The sequence below is a fragment of the Rheinheimera pleomorphica genome (assembly GCF_011634895.1).
GTDB lineage: Bacteria > Pseudomonadota > Gammaproteobacteria > Enterobacterales > Alteromonadaceae > Alishewanella > Alishewanella pleomorphica.
Genome location: NZ_SIRR01000031.1, coordinates 145,801 through 164,700 on the forward strand (window position 1 = coordinate 145,801; position 18,900 = coordinate 164,700).

Consider the following 18,900-nt stretch of genomic DNA (forward strand, 5'->3'; position numbering starts at 1 on the left):
CCATTCATGCAGCAGTACCTTATTCCAGCGGAAATTTATGGCGATACGCCGGACAATTTACTCAGTTACTTCAGTTATTTTGCCGCGCAGCCCTGGGCGATGTTACTTGACTCGGCCGCACCGCAGCATGTTAACAGTCGCTATGACATCTTAGTGGCCGAGCCTGTGGCCACGCTTGTCGCTGAGCATGGCCGCTGCCTATTAACCGACGAACATGGCGCCCACTCTTATGCTGAAGACCCTTTTACCGTGCTTAACTGCGCGTTAAAGCGCTACTTTCCTGTAGCGGTTGACAGCGCCCTGCCCTTTATTGGTGGCGCTCTGGGTTACTTTGGCTATGACTTGGGCCGCTATATTGAAACCTTACCGGCAACAGCAAGCGCCGATATTCAGCTGCCTGATATGGCGGTAGGCCTTTACCCCTGGGCGCTGATATTAGATAAGCAACTTAGGCAGTTATGGTACGTCGATTATCGGGGTAAGGCCGAACAAGGCTGGCAAAAACTGCACAGCCGCTTGCAGCAAAAAGCGCCGCTTAGCGCAGCGTTCAGCCTAAGCTCGCCCTGGCAGGCCAATATGGATAAAAGTAGTTATGTCGAGCGGTTTAACCAGGTGCAGCAGTATTTGCTAAGCGGAGATTGCTATCAGATAAACCTGACGCAGCGCTTCTCAGCACAGTATCAGGGCGATGAGTGGCAGGCCTATTTACAGCTGCGTGATAAAAACGCCGCGCCCTTTTCCGCCTTTATCCGCCTGCCGCAAGGTGCGGTGCTGAGTATCTCACCCGAGCGCTTTTTGCAGCTGCATGGCGGCAAGGTAGAAACCAAACCGATAAAAGGCACAAGGCCGCGCGGCATCTGCCCGATGACAGACGAGGTGGAAGCCGATAACCTGCGCCATTCAGAAAAAGATCGCGCTGAAAATGTGATGATTGTCGATTTACTGCGTAACGATTTAGGCAAAGTGTGCCTGCCAGGCACCGTTGCCGTGCCGCAGCTATTCGCCATTGAAAGCTTTCCGGCCGTGCATCATCTGGTCAGCACGGTAACCGGCACTCTGGCACCTGAGTACAGCGCATGCGATTTATTACGCGGTGCCTTCCCGGGTGGCTCGATTACCGGCGCCCCCAAAGTTAGAGCGATGCAGATTATTGAACAGTTAGAGCCGCAGCGGCGCTCAGTGTACTGCGGCGCTATTGGCTATATAAACAGCAGCGGTGATATGGATACCAATATTGCCATCCGCACCCTGATTTGCAGCGACGGTCACATTCACTGCCAGGCCGGCGGCGGCATCGTCGCCGACTCCGATGCCGACAGTGAATATCAGGAAACCTTAGATAAGGTAAATAAAATTTTGCCGGTGCTGGCCAGGCTGGAGCCTGAACATGCTGGCCGGTGAGTTTCGTCAGCGTTTTATTCTGCAAACAGCCGCCAAAGCCGGCGCCATAGCGGCCACGGATAAACACCAGGCGGCGGTACTGGTACCGGTAATTGTTTACGGCGATAAACTACAGGTGTTGTTTACCCAGCGCGCGCTGCATTTACGCCATCATCCGGGGCAAATCAGTTTTCCCGGCGGGCGCATAGAGCCTGGCGAGCCAAGCCATACTGCGGCGCTGCGCGAAGCGCACGAAGAAATCGGTTTAGCCCCAAATGCAGTAGAATTACTCGGCCGTTTGCCGCTGCAAAGCACCAGCACCGGTTTTACCATCCAGCCCTGGGTCGGTTTACTTAAGCCGCAGCGCAGCTGGATTTTGCAAGCCGATGAAGTGGCTGGTATTTTTGAAGTACCACTCACGCATTTTTTGCAACAGGAAAACCGTCATCAATTCAGCCTGAGGCTACGCGGTAAAGTGCAGCAGCTACATGCGATGCCATATCAGGATAAGTTTATCTGGGGGGCAACGGCGGCCATTTTGCATAAATTGTGTTTGCAGCTGGCTTAGCTGTTAAAGCGGTGCGTTAAAGTAGCCAACCACGTCCATCTGTTGGTGCAGCACACCGATAATATCGATTACATTCTGACCTTGCACAAAACTGTAGTAACCCTGCTGGATATCCGTGCGGTGTTTACCTCGTAAAGGGTTTTCAGCCAGCCAGGCAAAACGTTTTTCAAGTTGTTTTAGATAAATATCGCGTTGCTTCTTGCCCCATAAACTTTCGGTATAGCGCGCGATATTCAGCAAGTCGTCGCGCGCCCTGCGGGTAACCCGATAGTGCTTTTTTGCCGTTCGGACCATTAAATGTCGCTGTCCAGCTCGTGAATAAGCGCATCCATACTGAAATTTTCGACAAATTCACCCTTACCGGCTTGCTTTGCGCCTTCAGCTAAATGCCCCCGTAAGGCGTCTAGTTTACTCTTACGCTCTTCCAATGTTCTCAGTGCATCGCGCACCACTTCACTGGCCGAGCCATAGCGCCCGCTGGCTATCTCATTCTTGATAAAGGCTTCCCAATGCTCGCCCAAACTCAGGCTGGTAGTTGCCATAACACACCTCAGATATTCAAAAATAACAATACTGAATATAGTTAAGGTAACACCGCAAAGCAACAGGCTTTAATCGGCCTAAAAGCTTAGTGAATTAATTAATGCCATTAGCTTTTCCCATTAGTTTTTCTCATCTGTAATAAGCGCTGACCAGTTACCAACTGACTTACAGAACAGCGCTGCTTGGGCTACAATGGTGCAACTTTGATAACGACCAAACAGAATTAATTATGATTATCAGCGCTTTTGATATGTTTAGCATCGGCATAGGGCCGTCCAGTTCTCACACTGTTGGCCCGATGCGGGCGGCGAAAAAGTTTACCGATGACTTAACCGAGCAAAACCTGCTGGAAAAAGTCGCCAGCGTTAAAGTGGAGCTTTATGGCTCGCTGGGCCAAACCGGTATAGGCCACGGCACCGGTAAAGCCGTGATTTTAGGTTTAGCCGGTTATCTGCCGGAAACAGTTGACCCGGATGCAGTGCCCGGCCTGTTAAAACAAGTTAGTGACGAGCAGCAAATCCGGTTGGCAAAACTACAACCGGTTAGCTTCCCGCGTGAAGGCGCCATTGTATTTCACCGGCGTAAAACCTTAAAAGAGCACTCCAACGGCATGGAGTTAATTGCTTATGATAAAGATAAAAATATCGTACTAAGCGATGTCTACTTCTCGATTGGCGGCGGCTTTATTGTTAAAGCCGAAGATTTTGCCAAAGAAAAAGAAGCCGCCAGTCAGTTTGCTGCCGATAACCCGCCGCCGTTTCCGTTTGAGTCGGGTGCTGAACTGTTAGCGCTGTGCAAAGAGAACGGCCTGTCGATTGCCGGCTTAATGCTGGAAAACGAGAAAGTATTACGCAGCCCGGCGCAAATCACCGATGAGCTGAACAATATTTGGCTAACGATGCGTGCCTGTATTGAGCGCGGCATTAAAACCGAAGGCATCTTGCCAGGCGGTTTAAAAGTAAAACGCCGCGCACCGGCACTGTATAAAAAGCTGATGGCGGAAAAAAGCAGTGATCCTTTGCAGGTGATGGACTGGGTTAACCTGTTTGCGCTGGCGGTAAACGAAGAAAACGCCGCCGGCGGCCGGGTCGTCACCGCCCCGACTAATGGTGCCGCCGGTATTATTCCGGCGGTGTTAATGTACTACGATAAGTTTATTCAGCCGGTGACACCGGATATCGCCGTGCAGTATTTGCTGACCGCGGCGGCAATTGGCATTTTATATAAGAAAAACGCGTCTATTTCTGGTGCAGAAGTCGGCTGTCAGGGTGAAGTCGGCGTAGCCTGCTCCATGGCAGCGGCAGCCTTAACCGAAATTCTGGGCGGTACGCCATCGCACGTGGAGAACGCAGCGGAAATTGGTATGGAGCATAACCTGGGTTTAACCTGCGATCCGGTGGGTGGTTTAGTGCAGGTGCCGTGCATTGAGCGCAATGCGATGGGCTCGGTTAAGGCCATCAATGCATCACGGTTGGCGCTGCGCGGTAGCGGCGATCATAAGGTGTCGCTGGATAAAGTGATTAAAACCATGTGGGATACCGGCAAGGACATGCAGACCAAGTACAAGGAAACCTCGCGTGGTGGTTTAGCCGTGAATATTATCGAGTGTTAATGCTGCTACCAGCAAACAATCAGGCCCGCTACAGCGGGCCTGATTGTTTCAGTTAACCTGGCTTTTTCGCCCAGGCGGCACACCAGCCTTCACTGGCAACTAATTTGCCGGGGAAGATACCGCAAGGCCGCCAGGCATCACCTTCATTACCCTGCAGTAACATGCAGTTGGCGCAATTTTGCCCTTCTTTGGCCGATTTATGCACATATTGCAGTGCCTTGGCCTGCGGGCTCTCTGGGTCTACCTGCTCGGCAGCGAAGGCTTTTAAGCTGATACCGCCCATACTTAAGCCCACCACACCGCCGGCGGACAGTTTTAAAAATCGTCTTCTGCTATTGGTCATAATATTGCCTCTGCTGTTGTTTATTGTTTTGCTGCACTTGCTGTTTCACTTAGCGCGAAACACTTTTAGTTATATTGCTGGTTACTGTAGTGAACCGGAATTGGATTAGTCGGGCTTTTTGCCGCAAACACTAAACCAAAGCGCTATTGTCACGTAACAGTTACAGCCTTTAGCTTAGCAGCCAGTAACAGGAACTTCTTTGATGGAAAACAACATTATTATTACCGGTGCCGCCCAGCGTCTTGGGTTGCACTGTGCGTTAACCCTGCAGCAAGCCGGTTATCAGGTCATTGCCACCTGGCGCAGCGACAAACCCGGCCTGGCACAACTGCGGGATGCCGGTGTGCAATGTATCCAATTGGATGTAACCAATCCGGCCCAACTGGCCGGTTTTATTGCACGGGTTAAACAACAACATCACAGCTTAAGAGCACTTATCCACAATGCGTCTGACTGGAAAAAAGATGCGCCGCTAAACGACAGCAGCACAGATGCAGTTATCGCAGATGCAGCGGTATACGATGCTATGCAGGCCGTGCATGCCAGGGCCCCTTATTTGCTAAACCGCGCCTTTACGCCTTTATTACAAGCGCAGGATGGCGTAACGGATATTATTCATTTAACCGATTTTGTCGCCAGTGTCGGCAGCAGCAAGCATATGGCGTATGCCGCCTCCAAAGCGGCACTGGAGAACTTAACCTACAGCTTTGCCCGTGCCTTAGCGCCGAAAGTAAAGGTAAATGCCATAGCACCGGCGCTACTGATGTTTAATCAGCATGACGATGAGCCATATCGACAAAAAGCGCTGAAAAAGTCCTTGTTGCAATGTGAGCCTGGTGCAGAGGAAATGAGCAATACCGTGCAGTATCTGTTAAACAGTCACTATATCACCGGTAAAGTGATAGCGCTGGATGGCGGCCGGCCGTTAAACCTGCCCTAAGCGTTGCTAAACCTAACAGGGTTTAATTTGTCATCTTCGGCTGGCAAAATACTATTCATTAAAAACCATGAAGAACATCTATGAAGCCCAGCTTGTACTTAGCCAGTTTATATTTCGCCGTCGCTGTCGGTGCGACGGAGCAACCGGTCGCCGGTAAGTGGATCACCGATTTACAGGGCCAAACCCTAACCGATCCGCAAAGTTCCGGTTTTACCTTGCGCCATGACGAGCTTATTCATCTGGGTGATAACAGCGCCGCAGCGCCGATGCGCAATAAATTGCTGCGGATAAACCCACAGACCGCCCGGCTTAACGCGCCGCCCCTGCAGATCAGTGTGGCCGCTAACGTGCTCAATGGCTGCTTTGGCGAGCTGTTTAGCCGCTATCCGGATTTTGAATCTTTAACCTGGGACAGAGTAGACGACACGGTCTTTATCAGTGTGACCGAGGATTCCTCTTTTGTGCAGTTAAGCCCTGAGTGTCAAGCACGCTATGGCGAAACACACTCGACGGACTACCCCACTTTACTGGTGAAAATTGACACAGACCAGGCGTTAAGCCGGGCTGAAATTAGCGCAGTACGGCCGGTGCAATTTCCTGCCGCTGCTGCTGTTGGCAATGCGCCAAACGATGGCATTGAAGGTTTAGCCATCGATAACGCCGGCAATTTGTATTTGGCGCTGGAACAAAACGCGGCGAATGCGCCAATGATTTTTAGCGCCCCTTACGATAAAGCATTCTGGCAACAGGACGGCTATGTCAAGGTGCAGGATACCGGCTTTGTACTGCCGGTGCCGGATGCTAAAGACCATCCGATCAACGGCCTGGATTATCTGCCAGCCAAAAAAGCCGGCCACCCCGGCTATTTAGTGGCTGCAGCACGGAATGACGACCAGTTATGGATTATTGATTTAAGCCAGCAGCAAGCCCCTTTTGTGCAGCAAATGGCGTACTATGCGCCAACCCCCGCCGACAGTACCTGCCCGGCGTATGAGCAGATGGTGCAAACGGCAATTGAGGGTGTAGCCGTGCATGGCGATAACGTTTATTTGGTCAATGACGCCTGGAAAAAGCGCTACCCGGATAACATTAGCTGCCCGGCCAACGCGGCTAACTTTAGCAAATTTGCCCCACTGCTGTTTACGCTGCCGGTTGACCCACGCTGGTTTATTAGACAGCGTTAAGCTTAGCTAGGTGAAGCGCTTTGCGTCTGTTATTATGGCCGGCTGTTTGCTAGTTTGGCTAATACAGACCAAAGTGCACAGTACAGGCATAAAATATTGTTTGCGCAGGAAACTCTATGATTAACCATTTTCGCGTTCTTGGCGTTAAAACCAATGCCAGCGATGACGATATAAAAAAAGCCTACAAGCGTTTAGCCAATAAGTTTCATCCGGATAAACTACATGGCTTAACGGATGACGAAAAAGACGCCGCCGCCAGCCAGTTACAACGGGTAAAGGTGGCGTATGAGGTATTGTCTGATCCGAAGCAGCGGGCTGCCTTTATTAAAGATTTTAATAATGTCATTGTCACAGACCCAACTGCGGCAATGCAGGAGCTGTGGGATCAATACTATTCCTGACAGCTTGCTATTGCTGGCACTATACTTTTCATAAAAACTGATGCTAATGAGCAGGTTATGGCACAAAAACTGAATTTGGCGCGAATTCGCGCGCTGCAAACCGATGCAATGGAAAATATTGAGTCCTACATGGACCCGGATACCCCCAAAGCGCTAGAGCAATTTACTGCAAAAATGAAGGCTATTTTACTGGCCGATCCCGAAATACTCGACTCAGTACCGGAATATTTGCCCATGGCGCTGTATGGCCGGGTAAAATTTGTGCCGGCCGCCAAATTAAAATGGCAACAATGGCTGGATAAGGCCACAGCGCCAAGCTGGGACGAGTTTAAAACCTCTGTTGCTTTTAACAACGCCGATTTGGAATTAGTAAAAGCCATCCGTTCGCATTCTGAAGATCAGCTTATCGAGGCCTGTGCTGTACTGTTTTTACTTGATGGCAGCGGCAAAATCAGCGCTAAACGCCGCAATGGCAGTGAAAGCTATAACGAAGATGGCGATACAGCCCCCGATGACGCTGAGGATAGCTATCACAGTGATGATGATAATGATGGCTATGGCGCTGATGATGACAGCGATGAAGAAGGTTATGACGACCAGTACGACGATATTCGCTTTAACGGAGAGAAACCTTAATGAGCACCAGTTTAATTGAGATAACCGTTGCCGAAATTAAAGAACTGGCGGTAATAGAGCCGAAACAGGCCAGTAAAAAATTTGAGCTGATTGCCAACACCCTAAGCGATGAACAGCTAACGGAAGTCATTGAACAGATTGATATTGTTACCCTGACCCAAATTAACAGCGAGCACGATATCTCTTTTCCGTCTCTGATGTCTGAGCTGATGACACCGGAGCGTATTCGCGACGTAGTATGCCAGCAGCCGCTGTACTGGGAAGAAAAAATTAAAAATAATGCTGATGAGCTAAAACAGCATACCTTTGATTTTTTAACCTATTTAATCCGCAGCCAGGACAGTGAAGACAAACAGGCACAAGTGCTGGAATGCATTGCTGAAGACCCGGCCGGCTTGTTCTACTTATCCATTCCCTTTATCGAGCTGTACCGGGGAGAAGTCCTGGAATATGAAAACTACTGGGAAGATAAACTGTACGAGGATGAAGAGCACCTAGAAGAAGCCGAAGCCTACACAGAACGCAGCCAAACTGAAGATGCGCATAATCTGGGTTTTGATGACCCGCGCAGCCTGCTGGCGTTGATCCGCCAGTTAACGCCGGAAGTGGAAACTGCGATAAAAGCGCTTATTCGCAACGAAAATTCAGCCTGGGAAGGCATTATCAGCAAGTTTGCCTCTGAACTGGTCTTGCAGGCGAAAGAGAAAAACCAGGCCACGGATGATGAATACAGCGAAGTGGACGACATGTTCAGCTTTCTCGATTAAGGACTTACCGCCATGCAGTTAATGCTACGTGATGGCAGCTCAGGGCCGTTTTTAAGCCAGGTGCTGAACAATGCCAGCGCTGAAGAAAAACTTAGTGCGGCTGAGCTTAGCCAGATTAAAAGCAAAGCTGTGCTGATGAGCCTGAAATTTGCTGACAAGTTTTACAACAAATACAAGATGCACCTGCTAGAGCAAGCGGCCTGTGATGTTATCGGCATTGTTAGCCTGGGCCTGCAGCAGCTTAGTGAGAATGACAGCGAGCGTGCACTGGCCCTGTTACTGGCCCAGGATGGCGTGGTTAAAGCGTTTCAAAAAGGCTGGAGTATGCTGGCAACAGTAAGCAAAAAAACCGGTAAAACATCATTATACGGTGATGTGGCCGAGCAGTTACTGCAAAGCATCTCTACCCCACCGGACGCCGAGGACTGGAACGGCTACCAGCAATATCAGCAAGCCCTGATTGAGCACCGGCGTGGCCAGGCGATGCAGCTGCTGCAACAACATTTTTACGCCCGGCAGCAGTTTGATGAATTTGAACATTTCAGCTTAGAAGAAGTGTTAGCCGAAGTGGTGTTTTATCGCGCCTTGAGCGGTGGCGATAAAGTTCGGCAGGATTTAAAAAAGCGCCTGCGTAGTATCGAGCTGCAACCGCATTGGTTTAATGAGGCGTTTTTTCAGCTGCAAACCGACACCACCCTGGCAGAGTTACCTGCGGCCAATGCAGATGCCATCCGCGCTGATTTGGGCCAGCATTTTATACCGGCACTGCTACGCACCTTGCACTTTGCCAAAGCCTATCAGGCATTGCTGCAAAGCGATGCATCACCGGAAAAGCTGGATGCCTTTGAAGGCAAACAAGGCTTAACCAACCCGCTACTGGGTTGGCCGCAGTATTTAGCCCTGTAACCCTCACCTGAGCGCCCGCCTGCAGCGGCGGCTTAGCCCCGCTGCTGCGACCACTTAACGCGGGCGGCGCGTTTTACTTTTAGCGTTACTTTTAGCCGCGGCTTTACTGCCACCTACCGGTGCTATCACAGTGGCACTGGCTTTATTGGCCCGCCCCGACAACACCTTGCGCGAAATACTCTTTAACAGCGACTGGCGGTTACTGACTTCAAACCCGGGTTTAATAATGCGTTTAATGTCGCTGCCTATCAGCTTTTGGATACGCTCTAAGGTTTGCTCTTCTTCACGACTGACAAAAGACACCGCATTTCCCGCGGCACCCGCCCGGCCGGTACGGCCAATACGGTGCACATAATCTTCCGGTAAATACGGCAGATTAAAGTTAACGACAAAATCCAGCCCCTGGATATCTAAACCCCGGGCCGCCACTTCTGTGGCAATTAATACCTGCAATTTGGCTGATTTAAAATCAGCAATAGCGCGTCGTCTGGCGCCCTGGCTTTTATCGCCATGGCACACCGCGGCGTCTATCTTACGCTGTTGCAAGCCGGCCAGCAGCTGATCAGCCTGCGCTTTGGTGCTGGTAAAGACCAACACCTGAAACCAGTTATGTTCCGCGAGCAGTTGTTCGAATAATTCAATTTTGCGGCTTTCCTCTACCGGATACACCACATGGTTTACCGTGTCGGCCGTACTGTTGGCTTTCGCCACCCGGATCTGCTGATGATTACGCAGCATACGATGTGACAGCTCGTTTACGGCGGCTGACGTCGTCGCCGAGAATAACAAAGTTTGCCGCGAGTCAGGCGTAAGTTGCAGTAGCTGCAGCACATCAGTGCTAAAGCCCATATCCAGCATCCTGTCGGCTTCATCCAACACGACAAACTCAACATCAGACAGGATAGTGTTGCCAAGGGCGATATGCTCTAACAAACGGCCCGGCGTACTGATAACGATATCCACGCCATTTTTTAACTTACTGGCCTGCCCCCCCATTTTGACACCGCCGTATAAGGCCGCGACACTCAATGGCAAAAACTGCGCATAGCGACTAAAAGCGTCAGCAATTTGCTCGGCTAATTCACGGGTAGGTGTCAATACCAAGGCGCGCGGGCGACGTTCTGCTGTTGCTTTGGGGTGATCCAACATACGCTGCAACAGCGGAATAGCAAAAGCAGCGGTTTTGCCGGTGCCGGTTTGTGCTGTAACCTGTAAATCTTTACCGCGACGTGCCGGTACTATGGCCTGCGCCTGTACCGGTGTCATAGTGTGATAGCCGCATGCCAACAGGCCTCGCTGTAAGTCTGCTGCTAAATCTAAAGATGAAAATTGCATTACCGTTCCTCTGTAGCGACGCTACAGTTGAAAAAAACAAAATTACGCTGTGCTATCGTCAGTTGCACGCGGTTTATGGTTTGCAGCGCGCGCCAGGATCTCAACATAGAAGCTGGCCAGCCCCTGGGCTACTGCCGCATCAATTTGCTTATTAATCTCCGAGGTGAAGATTGTCTTCGCACTGTCCTCTGTTGCACCAAAGCGACAGTCAAAGGTCCAATAATCTTTACCTTGCGGCAACGGTTTGCGCCGCTCCCTGTTCAGGTATTTTTTAATCTCATGTTTAATTAAATCCACCAAACGGGCAGGTTTATGCTTAGGGTGGCTTAAGGCAAATGTCTTTTTCATCAAATTCCTACACAGCTGTGCTGAAGAGTAAAAGCTGAGCCAGCTTTTAAAGGCGCATTCTACATGGATGTGCCGCAGATAACCGCCACTATTTGTGGTTTTCTGCTAAAAGCAGCACTGCAACAGACGCCATCGACGCCTGTCGGCGCTAATACCCTGCCTGCGCCAAACGTTGCTGTACCTCTGCCAGCTCTTGCTGATACAACATCTGGTAAGGCAATTCTGCCGCACTGGCGTTAATACCCAGCGCATAACCACGTTCGATAGCGCGCACCAGGGTTAAAGCCTCGGCAATACGCCCGCTGTTATTGCGCAGCGCCTGTTTAATGCTACTGCTGATATTCAGCTTAGCCAGAAATGCTTCACTGTCGACACCAAACAGCATATCGGTGCCGGAAATAAGCCCGGCAAGAAAATATTGCTGTTCTTGCGGCTGGCCAAGTTGCCACTGCGCGGCAATGCGCTGACAGCAGTGAGCACGCGTCAGCACCGTGATGGCCGCCGCGGCGCTAGTGCCGGACAACACAGCGTAAGTCAGTACCCATTTTCGCGCCAGCGTCAACCCCAGCCGGGTTACCATCTCTTTTATCGAGCTGACGGCCCGGGTTTTACGATACAGCGGGCTATTGGCTAGCTTTAGCAGCCCGATCACGATGGCCGGCTCATCCTGCAGCAAGGCCGTTAAAGTATTAATATCCGGCTCTTCAACAAATAAGCAGGCAATAATCTCGGCCAGCTTAAGCGCACTGGGTTCGATTTGCTTACCGGCAACGGTGAGCTTATCCGGTAGAAAATAGCCCTGAAACCAATCACAGCCCAGGCTTTTATACAACGCGAACTGGGCATCCGTTTCTACCTTGTCGGCCAGCCACAGCAGCCCCGGACGGCTATACAATGCTTTATGCCGTTCAATATCAGTCAGCTGCGTGCGTGCCATATCAATGCGGATAATATCTGCCAGCGCTATCAGCGCCGGGCTGTCGGTATCAGCACAGGCATCATCCAGCAAAAAACGAAAGCCCTGTGCTTTGTAATGCACTATCGCACTTAGCAATGCCGGGCTGGCCGGCGCTGGCGCATCAAGCGCCAATACAACCCTGGCCGGCTCCAGTGCTAAGGTTTTGCGCGCCAGCAACAATGGCAAGCTTAGCCGCAGCACTAACACAGTGCGATAAGGCACCATATAATCGCTAAGTTGTTGGCACTGCGCCGCTAAATCGTCGCTGCTAACGTTATCCAGCATCAGTGGCACTATCGCCGTTTTATTCCGTTGCAGTAATTCCAGCGCTACACGCCTTTTAGCTGTGTCAAACAGGGGCTGGGCAGCATACTGCGCCAATGCCAGGCCGGTGTTGTGTTCTACGCTTAAGCGGGTCACGTTTAATCCTTAATTACAACAAGGTTTTAATAGCGGCCGTCAGGCCATCCAGTGTCAGCGGATACATGCGTTTTTGCATAATCTGTTCAATCAGGCCAATAGAGTAATAATGCTGCCACCATTGTTTGGGCTGCGGGTTTAGCCACACCGCTTTGGGATATTGTGCCAGCAAGCGCTGTAACCAGACTTTGCCCGGCAGCTCATTAAAATGTTCAACACTGCCACCGGGATATTCTATCTCGTACGGGCCCATAGTAGCATCACCAACGAAGATCAGCTTATAGTCACTGCCGTAGGTATGAATAATATCGTCGGTTTTTAACTGCTCGGTGTAACGGCGTTTATTATCGCGCCACACGCCTTCATACACACAGTTATGGAAATAGAAAAATTCCAGATGCTTAAACTCGCTTTTCACCGCCGCAAACAGTTTTTGGCATTGCTCGATATGGTCGTCCATCGAGCCGCCAATATCAAAAAACACCAGCAATTTAATGGCATTGTGCCGCTCACGCATAAAGCGTAAGTCGAGCCAGCCAGCCTGCTCTGACGTGGCCTGAATGGTGCCATGTAAATCCAGCTCTGTCTCAGCGCCGCTGCGGGCAAATTTACGTAGCTGTTTTAGCGCCAGTTTAATACTGCGATTATTCAGCTCGCTGTCGGTGTCTAAATCTTTAAACTCGCGTTTATCCCACACCTTTACGGCCCGGCGTGCACCGCTGCCCTGCTGGCCAATGCGCACGCCCTCGGGGTTATAACCATAAGCGCCAAAAGGCGAGGTACCGCCGGTGCCAATCCATTTATTGCCGCCACTGTGCTTTTTTTGCTGCTCTTTTAGCCGCTCACGCAGGGTTTCAAGCAGCTTATCCAGGCCACCAAGCGCCTGCAGTTTGGCTTTATCGTCGTCGCTGAGTTTACGCAGCACCTCGGGTATCAGCCACTCAGGCGGTATGCTGGCGGCGATGTCTATTTCGGCGACACCCTCAAAGTAATCGGCAAAGGCACGGTCGAACTTATCGTACTGGGTTTCATCTTTTACCAAACACAAGCGGGACAGCTGATAAAAAGCCTCGGTATCGGCAAAGATCACTTGCTGTTTCAGCGCATTAAGTAAGTCCAGCAGTTCGGTAATGCTGGTTTTTAAGCCGTATTTGCGCAGCGTAAAAAAGAAGTCAATCAGCATTGCCCGGCTCCGCAGTTTATTCCTCGCTGCGGCTCACAACACTTGCCCCGGCTCGTCACAGCAACTCGTTCGGGCTGCCGCCCTCGCTCAGACACTCTGTGCCGACCGGAACAAGGTTCTGATCCTTCGCTGGCATCGCTGTCGAACCCAAAGAATGTTGCAGAAAGCTCCGACATGCTCTATCGCCCTTGACGTTTTGCCAAAAACGCCAGTTTTTCTACCAGGGCGACATCCTGCTCGTTTTTAAGCAAAGCGCCAAACATTGGCATTAAGCCGCCTTTTTGCTGCTTGTCGGTTAACACTTCTGCCGGTATATCCTCGGCCAGCAATAATTTTAACCAGTCCAGCAGCTCTGACGTCGACGGCTTTTTCTTTAAGCCGGGCAGTTCGCGCAGCTCAAAAAACACCTCAAGCGCCGTGCTTAACAGCTGTGGCTGGATCTGCGGGAAATGCACGTCCACGATGGCACGCAAGGTATCGGCATCCGGAAAACGGATATAGTGAAAAAAGCAGCGGCGTAAAAACGCATCCGGCAGCTCTTTTTCATTGTTCGAGGTAATAATCACTATCGGCCGTTCAGTGGCGCTTACCTGCTCGCCGGTTTCGTGCACATAAAATGCCATCCGGTCTAACTCGTGCAGTAAATCGTTGGGAAACTCAATATCAGCTTTATCAATTTCATCAATCAACAACACCGGGCGCTTATTTGCTGTAAAGGCCTGCCACAACTTCCCAGGGCGGATATAGTTATTGATATCATGCACCTTGTCGCTGCCGAGCTGACTGTCGCGCAGGCGCGATACCGCATCATACTCGTACAGGCCATGCTGCGCCTTGGTGGTCGATTTAATATGCCACTGAATAAGCTCGGTGTTTAAACTTTGCGCCAACTCTTCAGCCAGCCGGGTTTTACCGGTGCCGGGCTCGCCTTTAATCAGCAACGGTTTTTCCAGTGTCACGGCGGCATTTACTGCCAGCGCCAGTTCATCAGACACGATATAGTTGTCAGTACTTACAAAGGCCATCACTACCCTCTATGCTTATGACCAAAGCCTGCTGTGTTACAGCCTGCCAGGCTTGTGGTGAAACGTAATATCTTATAGCCAAAAGCTACTTTAATTTTTGCCACGCAGGCGTATTCTTATAACCAATTTATCGTAAACGGAGTTTTTTTATGGCAAACGTCTATGCAGACAACTCATTGTCTATCGGCCGCACCCCGCTGGTCAAATTAAACCGGACTATTGAAGGCGGCGCCAATGTCTACGCCAAGATTGAAGCGCGTAACCCAAGCTTCAGCGTAAAATGCCGTTTAGGTGCCGCCCTTATTTGGGACGCCGAGAAAAAAGGCCTGTTAACCAAAGATATCGAACTGGTAGAACCAACCTCAGGTAACACCGGTATTGCACTGGCCTTTGTCGCCGCCAGCCGTGGTTATAAACTTACGCTGACCATGCCCGCTACCATGAGCCTGGAGCGGCGTAAGCTGCTAAAAGCCTTAGGCGCTAATCTGGTGCTGACCGAAGGGCCGAAAGGCATGAAAGGCGCTATTGAGAAAGCCAAAGAAATTCAGGCGTCTAACCCGTCTAAGTATCTTATTTTAGGTCAGTTTGAAAACCCGGCTAACCCGCAAATTCACTTTGATACCACCGGGCCGGAAATTTTCAATGATTTAGATGGCAAAGTGGATATTTTCGTTGCCGGTGTCGGCACCGGCGGTACCATTACCGGTGTTAGCCGTTATTTAAAGCAAGAGAAAAACCTGCCATTGCTCAGCGTTGCGGTAGAGCCGGTAGAATCACCAGTTATCACTCAGGCCAAAGCCGGTGAAGAGTTAAAACCTGGCCCGCATAAAATTCAGGGCATAGGTGCGGGTTTTATTCCCGGCAATCTGGATTTATCCCTGGTTGATGCCGTTGAACAGGTCAGCAGCGATGACGCTATTGCCGGTGCCCACCGCCTGATGCGCGAAGAAGGCATACTGGCCGGTATTTCCTCTGGTGCCGCCTTAGTGGCTGCCCAGCGACTGGCAGCCAAGCCGGAAAACGCCGGTAAAAATATCGTGGTGATTCTGGCCAGTGCGGCAGAGCGCTATTTAACCAGCCCACTGTTTGCTGATGTCTTTACTGAGCAAGAATTACAAGCTTAATCAAAGCACTTCGTAAAATTAAGGGCAGCTCCGGCTGCCCTTTTGTTTGCTCTTTTCTTTACAGAGCCAGAAAAAGCCGCCACACTGAGCTTCGTCTTTTTCAACCGGATATCTGCTATGACGTTACGCTGGATCCTCCCCTTACTGCTACTGTTAAGTGCTTGTAGCGACGACAGCCCGAAAGTCAATGCGCAATGGGGCACACCAGAGTATATTGCCAGCCAGTTTTTTCAGGCTTTATATAACGATAAAGATCTGGAAAATGCCAAAGCACTGTGCACGCCCGAATATGCGGCGTTGTTAGACTCCTATGGCAGCGTGCGCCAGGTCGGGCGTACCTTAATGAATATGTCGTTTGACAGTGTAGAAATCCGGGTAAATCGCAGCGGCGGCAATTTACGTGAGCAATACGAAAACGAAGCCGAAATTGCCATTTTGCTTACCGGTCAGCACAACGGTAAGCAAATTGACGAGTTACGTAATGTCGAGCTGGTGCAACACAAAGGCCGCTGGGTAATAAAAATGGTGCAAGTGGATAAATTCAGCAGCAGCGCCCGCTAGCGCTGAAAAAACGCCGCTATCCGTGTCTGGCACTCAGGGCTGTTAAGCAAGCGCTGAAATTGCACCAGCTCGGCGGCAATCGTTTCCAAAGTCAGGGTTTTATGCTGGCGTTTTAACAGTGCTTTGCTACTTTGTACGGCATCGGGGGGTAAGCTGGCCAGTTTTAGCGCTTTTTGCTGCGCCAACGCCAGTAACTCCGGCGCTGATACTATCTGGTTTACTAAGCCAAGTTGTAGCGCCTCTGCCGCACCGAAGGCCTCGCCCAGCAATAAATATTGTGCCGCACGCTGATAGCCCATTACGTTTGGCAACAACACACTGGAACCGGCTTCAGGGCATAAACCTAACTGGGTAAATGGCAGCTGAAAACGGGCGTTGTCGGCGGCATACACTAAATCGCAATGCAGTAATGCCGTGGTGCCAATGCCAATCGCCAGCCCGGCCACTGCAGCCACTAAAGGTTTAGAGAACTGCGCCAGTTGATACAAAAACTGTACGGTCGGATGCTGACTGTTTAACTCCCCGGCGCCAAGAAAATCCTGCAAATCGTTACCGGCACTAAAACAGTCACTGCTGCCCTGTAATAACACCACTTTGACCGCAGCGTCATGCTCTGCCTGCTGCAAGGCGGCGGTCAGCTGCCGGTACATCTGCTGGCTTAACGCATTCTTTTTCTGTGGCCGGTTCAGGCTTAGCTGCAATACGCCATTTTCACAGTGCTGGGTAATATCACTCATATGTTGTCCTGTTATTGTCCGGCCACGCTGCCTTCACGGCGCGGATCGGCACCGCCTTGCAGGCTGCCGTCGGTTAACATAATGGCATGCAAACCACTGTTTAAATCCTGTAGCTGTACTTTGTAACCCATATCTTCCAGTATCGCCTGCTGCGCTGCCAACGCTGTACCTTTTTCCAGCGCCAGGTAATCGTTACGATGGGTAACCCGGGGTAAATTTAATGCCTGCTGCACATCCAGCTGCCAATCTAATACGGCAACGATGCTTTGTGCAACATAGTTAATAATACGGCTGCCGCCGGGTGAACCTATGACCAGCACTAACTTATTATTGGCATCAAATACCATCATCGGTGCCATTGACGAACGTGGCCGCTTGCCCGCCTCAACCCGGTTCGCCACCAGATGACCGTTTTTCACCGGGCTTAAGCTAAAGTCGGTTAGTTGGTTATTCAGCATAAAACCGCCAACCATTAAACCAGAGCCAAAGACGTTTTCAATGCTGCTGGTCATGCTTACGGCATTACCTTGCGCATCCACTATAGAAAAATGGCTGGTGTTTGGCAGCTCTGGCGATGGCGCACTAACAAGAGCCGGCGCACCTTCAGGCACACCTGCTTCCGCCGCGGCACCGGCTGCCGTCAAATCAATTAAGGCCGCACGACGGGCTAAATACTCCGGCGCTAACATACCGGCTAGCGGCACGCTAACAAAAGCCGGATCGGCCAGATAACGCTCGCGATCTGCAAAGGCTAACTTAGCCGCCTGAGCCAGCAGATGGGTCGCCTGCACACTGTCAGCTGCCACGCGCTTAATATCGAACTGTTGTAATATGCCCAGTATTTGCAGCACCGTCACCCCGCCTGAGCTCGGTGGTGCCATACCGCATACTTTGTATAGCCGATACGGCATACAAAGGGCGTCACGCTGCACCGCCTGATAAGCCGCCATATCCGCTTCGGATAAAGTGCCCGGATTGACCGGCGCGGTTTGTACCCGTTCACTGATGGCTTTTGCCAGTTCACCGCGATAAAAGGCGTCGGGCCCCTTAGTGGCTATTGCCGTTAAGGTGGCTGCATACGCCGGATTTTTTAAGATACTGCCTTCTGCTACCACCTTACCCTGCGGAAAAAAATACTGTTTTGACTCATAAAACTGCGATACGCCTTTGTTCCAGCCCATTGCCAGCTGTCTTGCCGTACGGCTGGAAACACTAAAGCCCTGCTCTGCAGCCTTAATGGTATCGTTAAACAGCTCTGCCCAGGGCAATTTGCCATATTGCTGATGCGCCTGATACAGCATCGCTATGACCCCGGGTACGCCAACCGACTTACCACCAACATAAGCCTCTCGCCAGTCCAGTGGTTTACCCTCTACATGGAACAACGCTGGCGTTGCCCCCGCCGGTGCCACTTCACGGCCATCAAAACTAGTCAGTTGCTGCTGCTTCGCCTGCCAGTGCAGCATAAAAGCGCCACCGCCAATGCCAGAGCTTTGCGGCTCAACCAACCCCAGCATCAGTTGCACCGCAATCGCCGCGTCTACCGCGCTGCCGCCTTTGGCCAGTATGGCACGCCCGGCTTCTGTGGCCATAGGGTGCGCCGCTGACACCATATAGCTTTTCGCCGTGACCAATTGCTGTTGGTAGGTGCCGGTTGCCGCTTCCGGCTCGCGGGTTTCCTGCTGGGCCAGCACCGGGCTAACCGTTAACACACAACTTAACAATATGCCGGCATAGCGACCGGAACAGACAAAAGACAGAGCTCGCATAGATAGTTCACATCGGGTTACAGCAGATGGCTACACCCTAACCAGATACGGCAGCAAGATCAATATCAGCACTGCCAGTTGCCAGCTTTAACGGCTAGCCTGCAGCAAAGAAACAGATTCTGCTTGACGCCAGCTTACAGATCGTTTTGCATAAGCCCAT

At 51.1% G+C, this 18,900-nt stretch carries 21 protein-coding genes; 11 read left to right on the forward strand and 10 right to left on the reverse strand.

The window, feature by feature from the left end; translation table 11 throughout:
* Positions 1-6 precede the first annotated feature (6 nt).
* Complete coding sequence (gene pabB, locus EYB30_RS16970; protein WP_166840443.1) at positions 7-1,401, forward strand: aminodeoxychorismate synthase component I; 1,395 nt, start codon at positions 7-9, stop codon at positions 1,399-1,401.
* On the forward strand, positions 1,388-1,948 hold the full coding sequence (locus tag EYB30_RS16975; RefSeq protein WP_166840445.1) for a CoA pyrophosphatase: 561 nt from the start codon (positions 1,388-1,390) through the stop codon (positions 1,946-1,948). Before pabB ends, EYB30_RS16975 begins: the two co-directional genes overlap by 14 nt.
* A gap of 3 nt (positions 1,949-1,951) precedes the next feature.
* On the opposite strand, the gene EYB30_RS16980 is transcribed toward EYB30_RS16975, so the two are convergent.
* Together EYB30_RS16980 and EYB30_RS16985 are read right to left on the reverse strand one after the other, a co-directional pair.
* Positions 1,952-2,242 (reverse strand): type II toxin-antitoxin system RelE/ParE family toxin, encoded by a 291-nt coding sequence (locus EYB30_RS16980; protein WP_166840447.1) that lies wholly within the window; start codon positions 2,240-2,242, stop codon positions 1,952-1,954.
* The gene (locus EYB30_RS16985; protein WP_166840449.1) at positions 2,242-2,490 is read right to left on the reverse strand and encodes a type II toxin-antitoxin system ParD family antitoxin; all 249 of its coding nucleotides are present in this window, start codon (positions 2,488-2,490) and stop codon (positions 2,242-2,244) included. Before EYB30_RS16985 ends, EYB30_RS16980 begins: the two co-directional genes overlap by 1 nt.
* Before the next feature lie 230 nt (positions 2,491-2,720).
* Between EYB30_RS16985 and EYB30_RS16990 the strand changes: the two genes are divergently transcribed.
* Entirely contained in the window at positions 2,721-4,103 is a 1,383-nt protein-coding gene (locus EYB30_RS16990; protein WP_166840451.1) for an L-serine ammonia-lyase, read from the forward strand.
* A 52-nt stretch (positions 4,104-4,155) separates the two neighbouring features.
* On the opposite strand, the gene EYB30_RS16995 is transcribed toward EYB30_RS16990, so the two are convergent.
* Positions 4,156-4,446 (reverse strand): high-potential iron-sulfur protein, encoded by a 291-nt coding sequence (locus EYB30_RS16995; protein ID WP_166840453.1) that lies wholly within the window; start codon positions 4,444-4,446, stop codon positions 4,156-4,158.
* Between the two features lie 202 nt (positions 4,447-4,648).
* Between EYB30_RS16995 and folM the strand changes: the two genes are divergently transcribed.
* The 6 genes from folM (at position 4,649) to atcC (ending at position 9,280) form a co-directional block, all read left to right on the forward strand.
* Positions 4,649-5,386, forward strand: a complete 738-nt coding sequence (gene folM / locus EYB30_RS17000) for a dihydromonapterin reductase (protein ID WP_174978766.1) — start codon at positions 4,649-4,651, stop codon at positions 5,384-5,386.
* A gap of 80 nt (positions 5,387-5,466) precedes the next feature.
* Positions 5,467-6,570 carry a hypothetical protein gene (locus EYB30_RS17005; protein ID WP_166840457.1) on the forward strand — a complete coding sequence of 368 codons (1,104 nt, stop codon included), beginning with the start codon at positions 5,467-5,469 and terminating at the stop codon, positions 6,568-6,570.
* 116 nt (positions 6,571-6,686) lie between these two features.
* On the forward strand, positions 6,687-6,971 hold the full coding sequence (gene atcJ / locus EYB30_RS17010) for a cold adaptation protein ActJcold adaptation protein ActJ (RefSeq protein WP_166840459.1): 285 nt from the start codon (positions 6,687-6,689) through the stop codon (positions 6,969-6,971).
* 57 nt (positions 6,972-7,028) lie between these two features.
* Entirely contained in the window at positions 7,029-7,607 is a 579-nt protein-coding gene (atcA, locus tag EYB30_RS17015) for a cold adaptation protein AtcA (RefSeq protein ID WP_166840462.1), read from the forward strand.
* Entirely contained in the window at positions 7,607-8,374 is a 768-nt protein-coding gene (gene atcB / locus EYB30_RS17020) for a cold adaptation protein AtcB (protein ID WP_166840464.1), read from the forward strand. The genes atcA and atcB overlap by 1 nt, the downstream gene beginning before the upstream one ends.
* A 12-nt stretch (positions 8,375-8,386) precedes the next feature.
* Complete coding sequence (gene atcC, locus EYB30_RS17025; RefSeq protein ID WP_166840467.1) at positions 8,387-9,280, forward strand: cold adaptation protein AtcC; 894 nt, start codon at positions 8,387-8,389, stop codon at positions 9,278-9,280.
* A 54-nt stretch (positions 9,281-9,334) separates the two neighbouring features.
* Here the strand turns inward: atcC and EYB30_RS17030 are convergent, their stop codons facing one another.
* The 5 genes from EYB30_RS17030 to EYB30_RS17050 all read right to left on the reverse strand — a co-directional run bounded on the left by EYB30_RS17030 (position 9,335) and on the right by EYB30_RS17050 (position 14,549).
* Positions 9,335-10,615: a DEAD/DEAH box helicase gene (locus EYB30_RS17030; protein WP_166840469.1), complete on the reverse strand. Its 1,281-nt coding sequence runs from the start codon at positions 10,613-10,615 to the stop codon at positions 9,335-9,337.
* A gap of 42 nt (positions 10,616-10,657) precedes the next feature.
* A complete protein-coding gene (locus EYB30_RS17035; RefSeq protein WP_166840471.1) occupies positions 10,658-10,963 on the reverse strand; it encodes a DUF6172 family protein in 306 nt (101 codons plus the stop codon).
* 148 nt (positions 10,964-11,111) lie between these two features.
* Positions 11,112-12,341, reverse strand: a complete 1,230-nt coding sequence (locus EYB30_RS17040) for an EAL and HDOD domain-containing protein (protein WP_166840473.1) — start codon at positions 12,339-12,341, stop codon at positions 11,112-11,114.
* Positions 12,342-12,354: 13 nt separating this feature from the next.
* The gene (locus EYB30_RS17045; RefSeq protein ID WP_166840475.1) at positions 12,355-13,524 is read right to left on the reverse strand and encodes a vWA domain-containing protein; all 1,170 of its coding nucleotides are present in this window, start codon (positions 13,522-13,524) and stop codon (positions 12,355-12,357) included.
* Positions 13,525-13,703: 179 nt separating this feature from the next.
* Positions 13,704-14,549 (reverse strand): AAA family ATPase, encoded by an 846-nt coding sequence (locus EYB30_RS17050; RefSeq protein WP_166840477.1) that lies wholly within the window; start codon positions 14,547-14,549, stop codon positions 13,704-13,706.
* Positions 14,550-14,698: 149 nt separating this feature from the next.
* Between EYB30_RS17050 and cysK the strand changes: the two genes are divergently transcribed.
* Positions 14,699-15,673: a cysteine synthase A gene (gene cysK / locus EYB30_RS17055; protein WP_166840479.1), complete on the forward strand. Its 975-nt coding sequence runs from the start codon at positions 14,699-14,701 to the stop codon at positions 15,671-15,673.
* 117 nt (positions 15,674-15,790) lie between these two features.
* Complete coding sequence (locus tag EYB30_RS17060; protein WP_166840481.1) at positions 15,791-16,234, forward strand: hypothetical protein; 444 nt, start codon at positions 15,791-15,793, stop codon at positions 16,232-16,234.
* Here EYB30_RS17060 and EYB30_RS17065 read toward each other — a convergent pair.
* Both EYB30_RS17065 and ggt read right to left on the reverse strand, forming a co-directional pair.
* Complete coding sequence (locus EYB30_RS17065; protein WP_166840483.1) at positions 16,231-16,971, reverse strand: enoyl-CoA hydratase; 741 nt, start codon at positions 16,969-16,971, stop codon at positions 16,231-16,233. The two genes, EYB30_RS17060 and EYB30_RS17065, sit on opposite strands and share 4 nt — an antisense overlap.
* Before the next feature lie 11 nt (positions 16,972-16,982).
* Entirely contained in the window at positions 16,983-18,740 is a 1,758-nt protein-coding gene (gene ggt, locus EYB30_RS17070) for a gamma-glutamyltransferase (RefSeq protein ID WP_166840485.1), read from the reverse strand.
* Positions 18,741-18,900 lie beyond the last annotated feature (160 nt).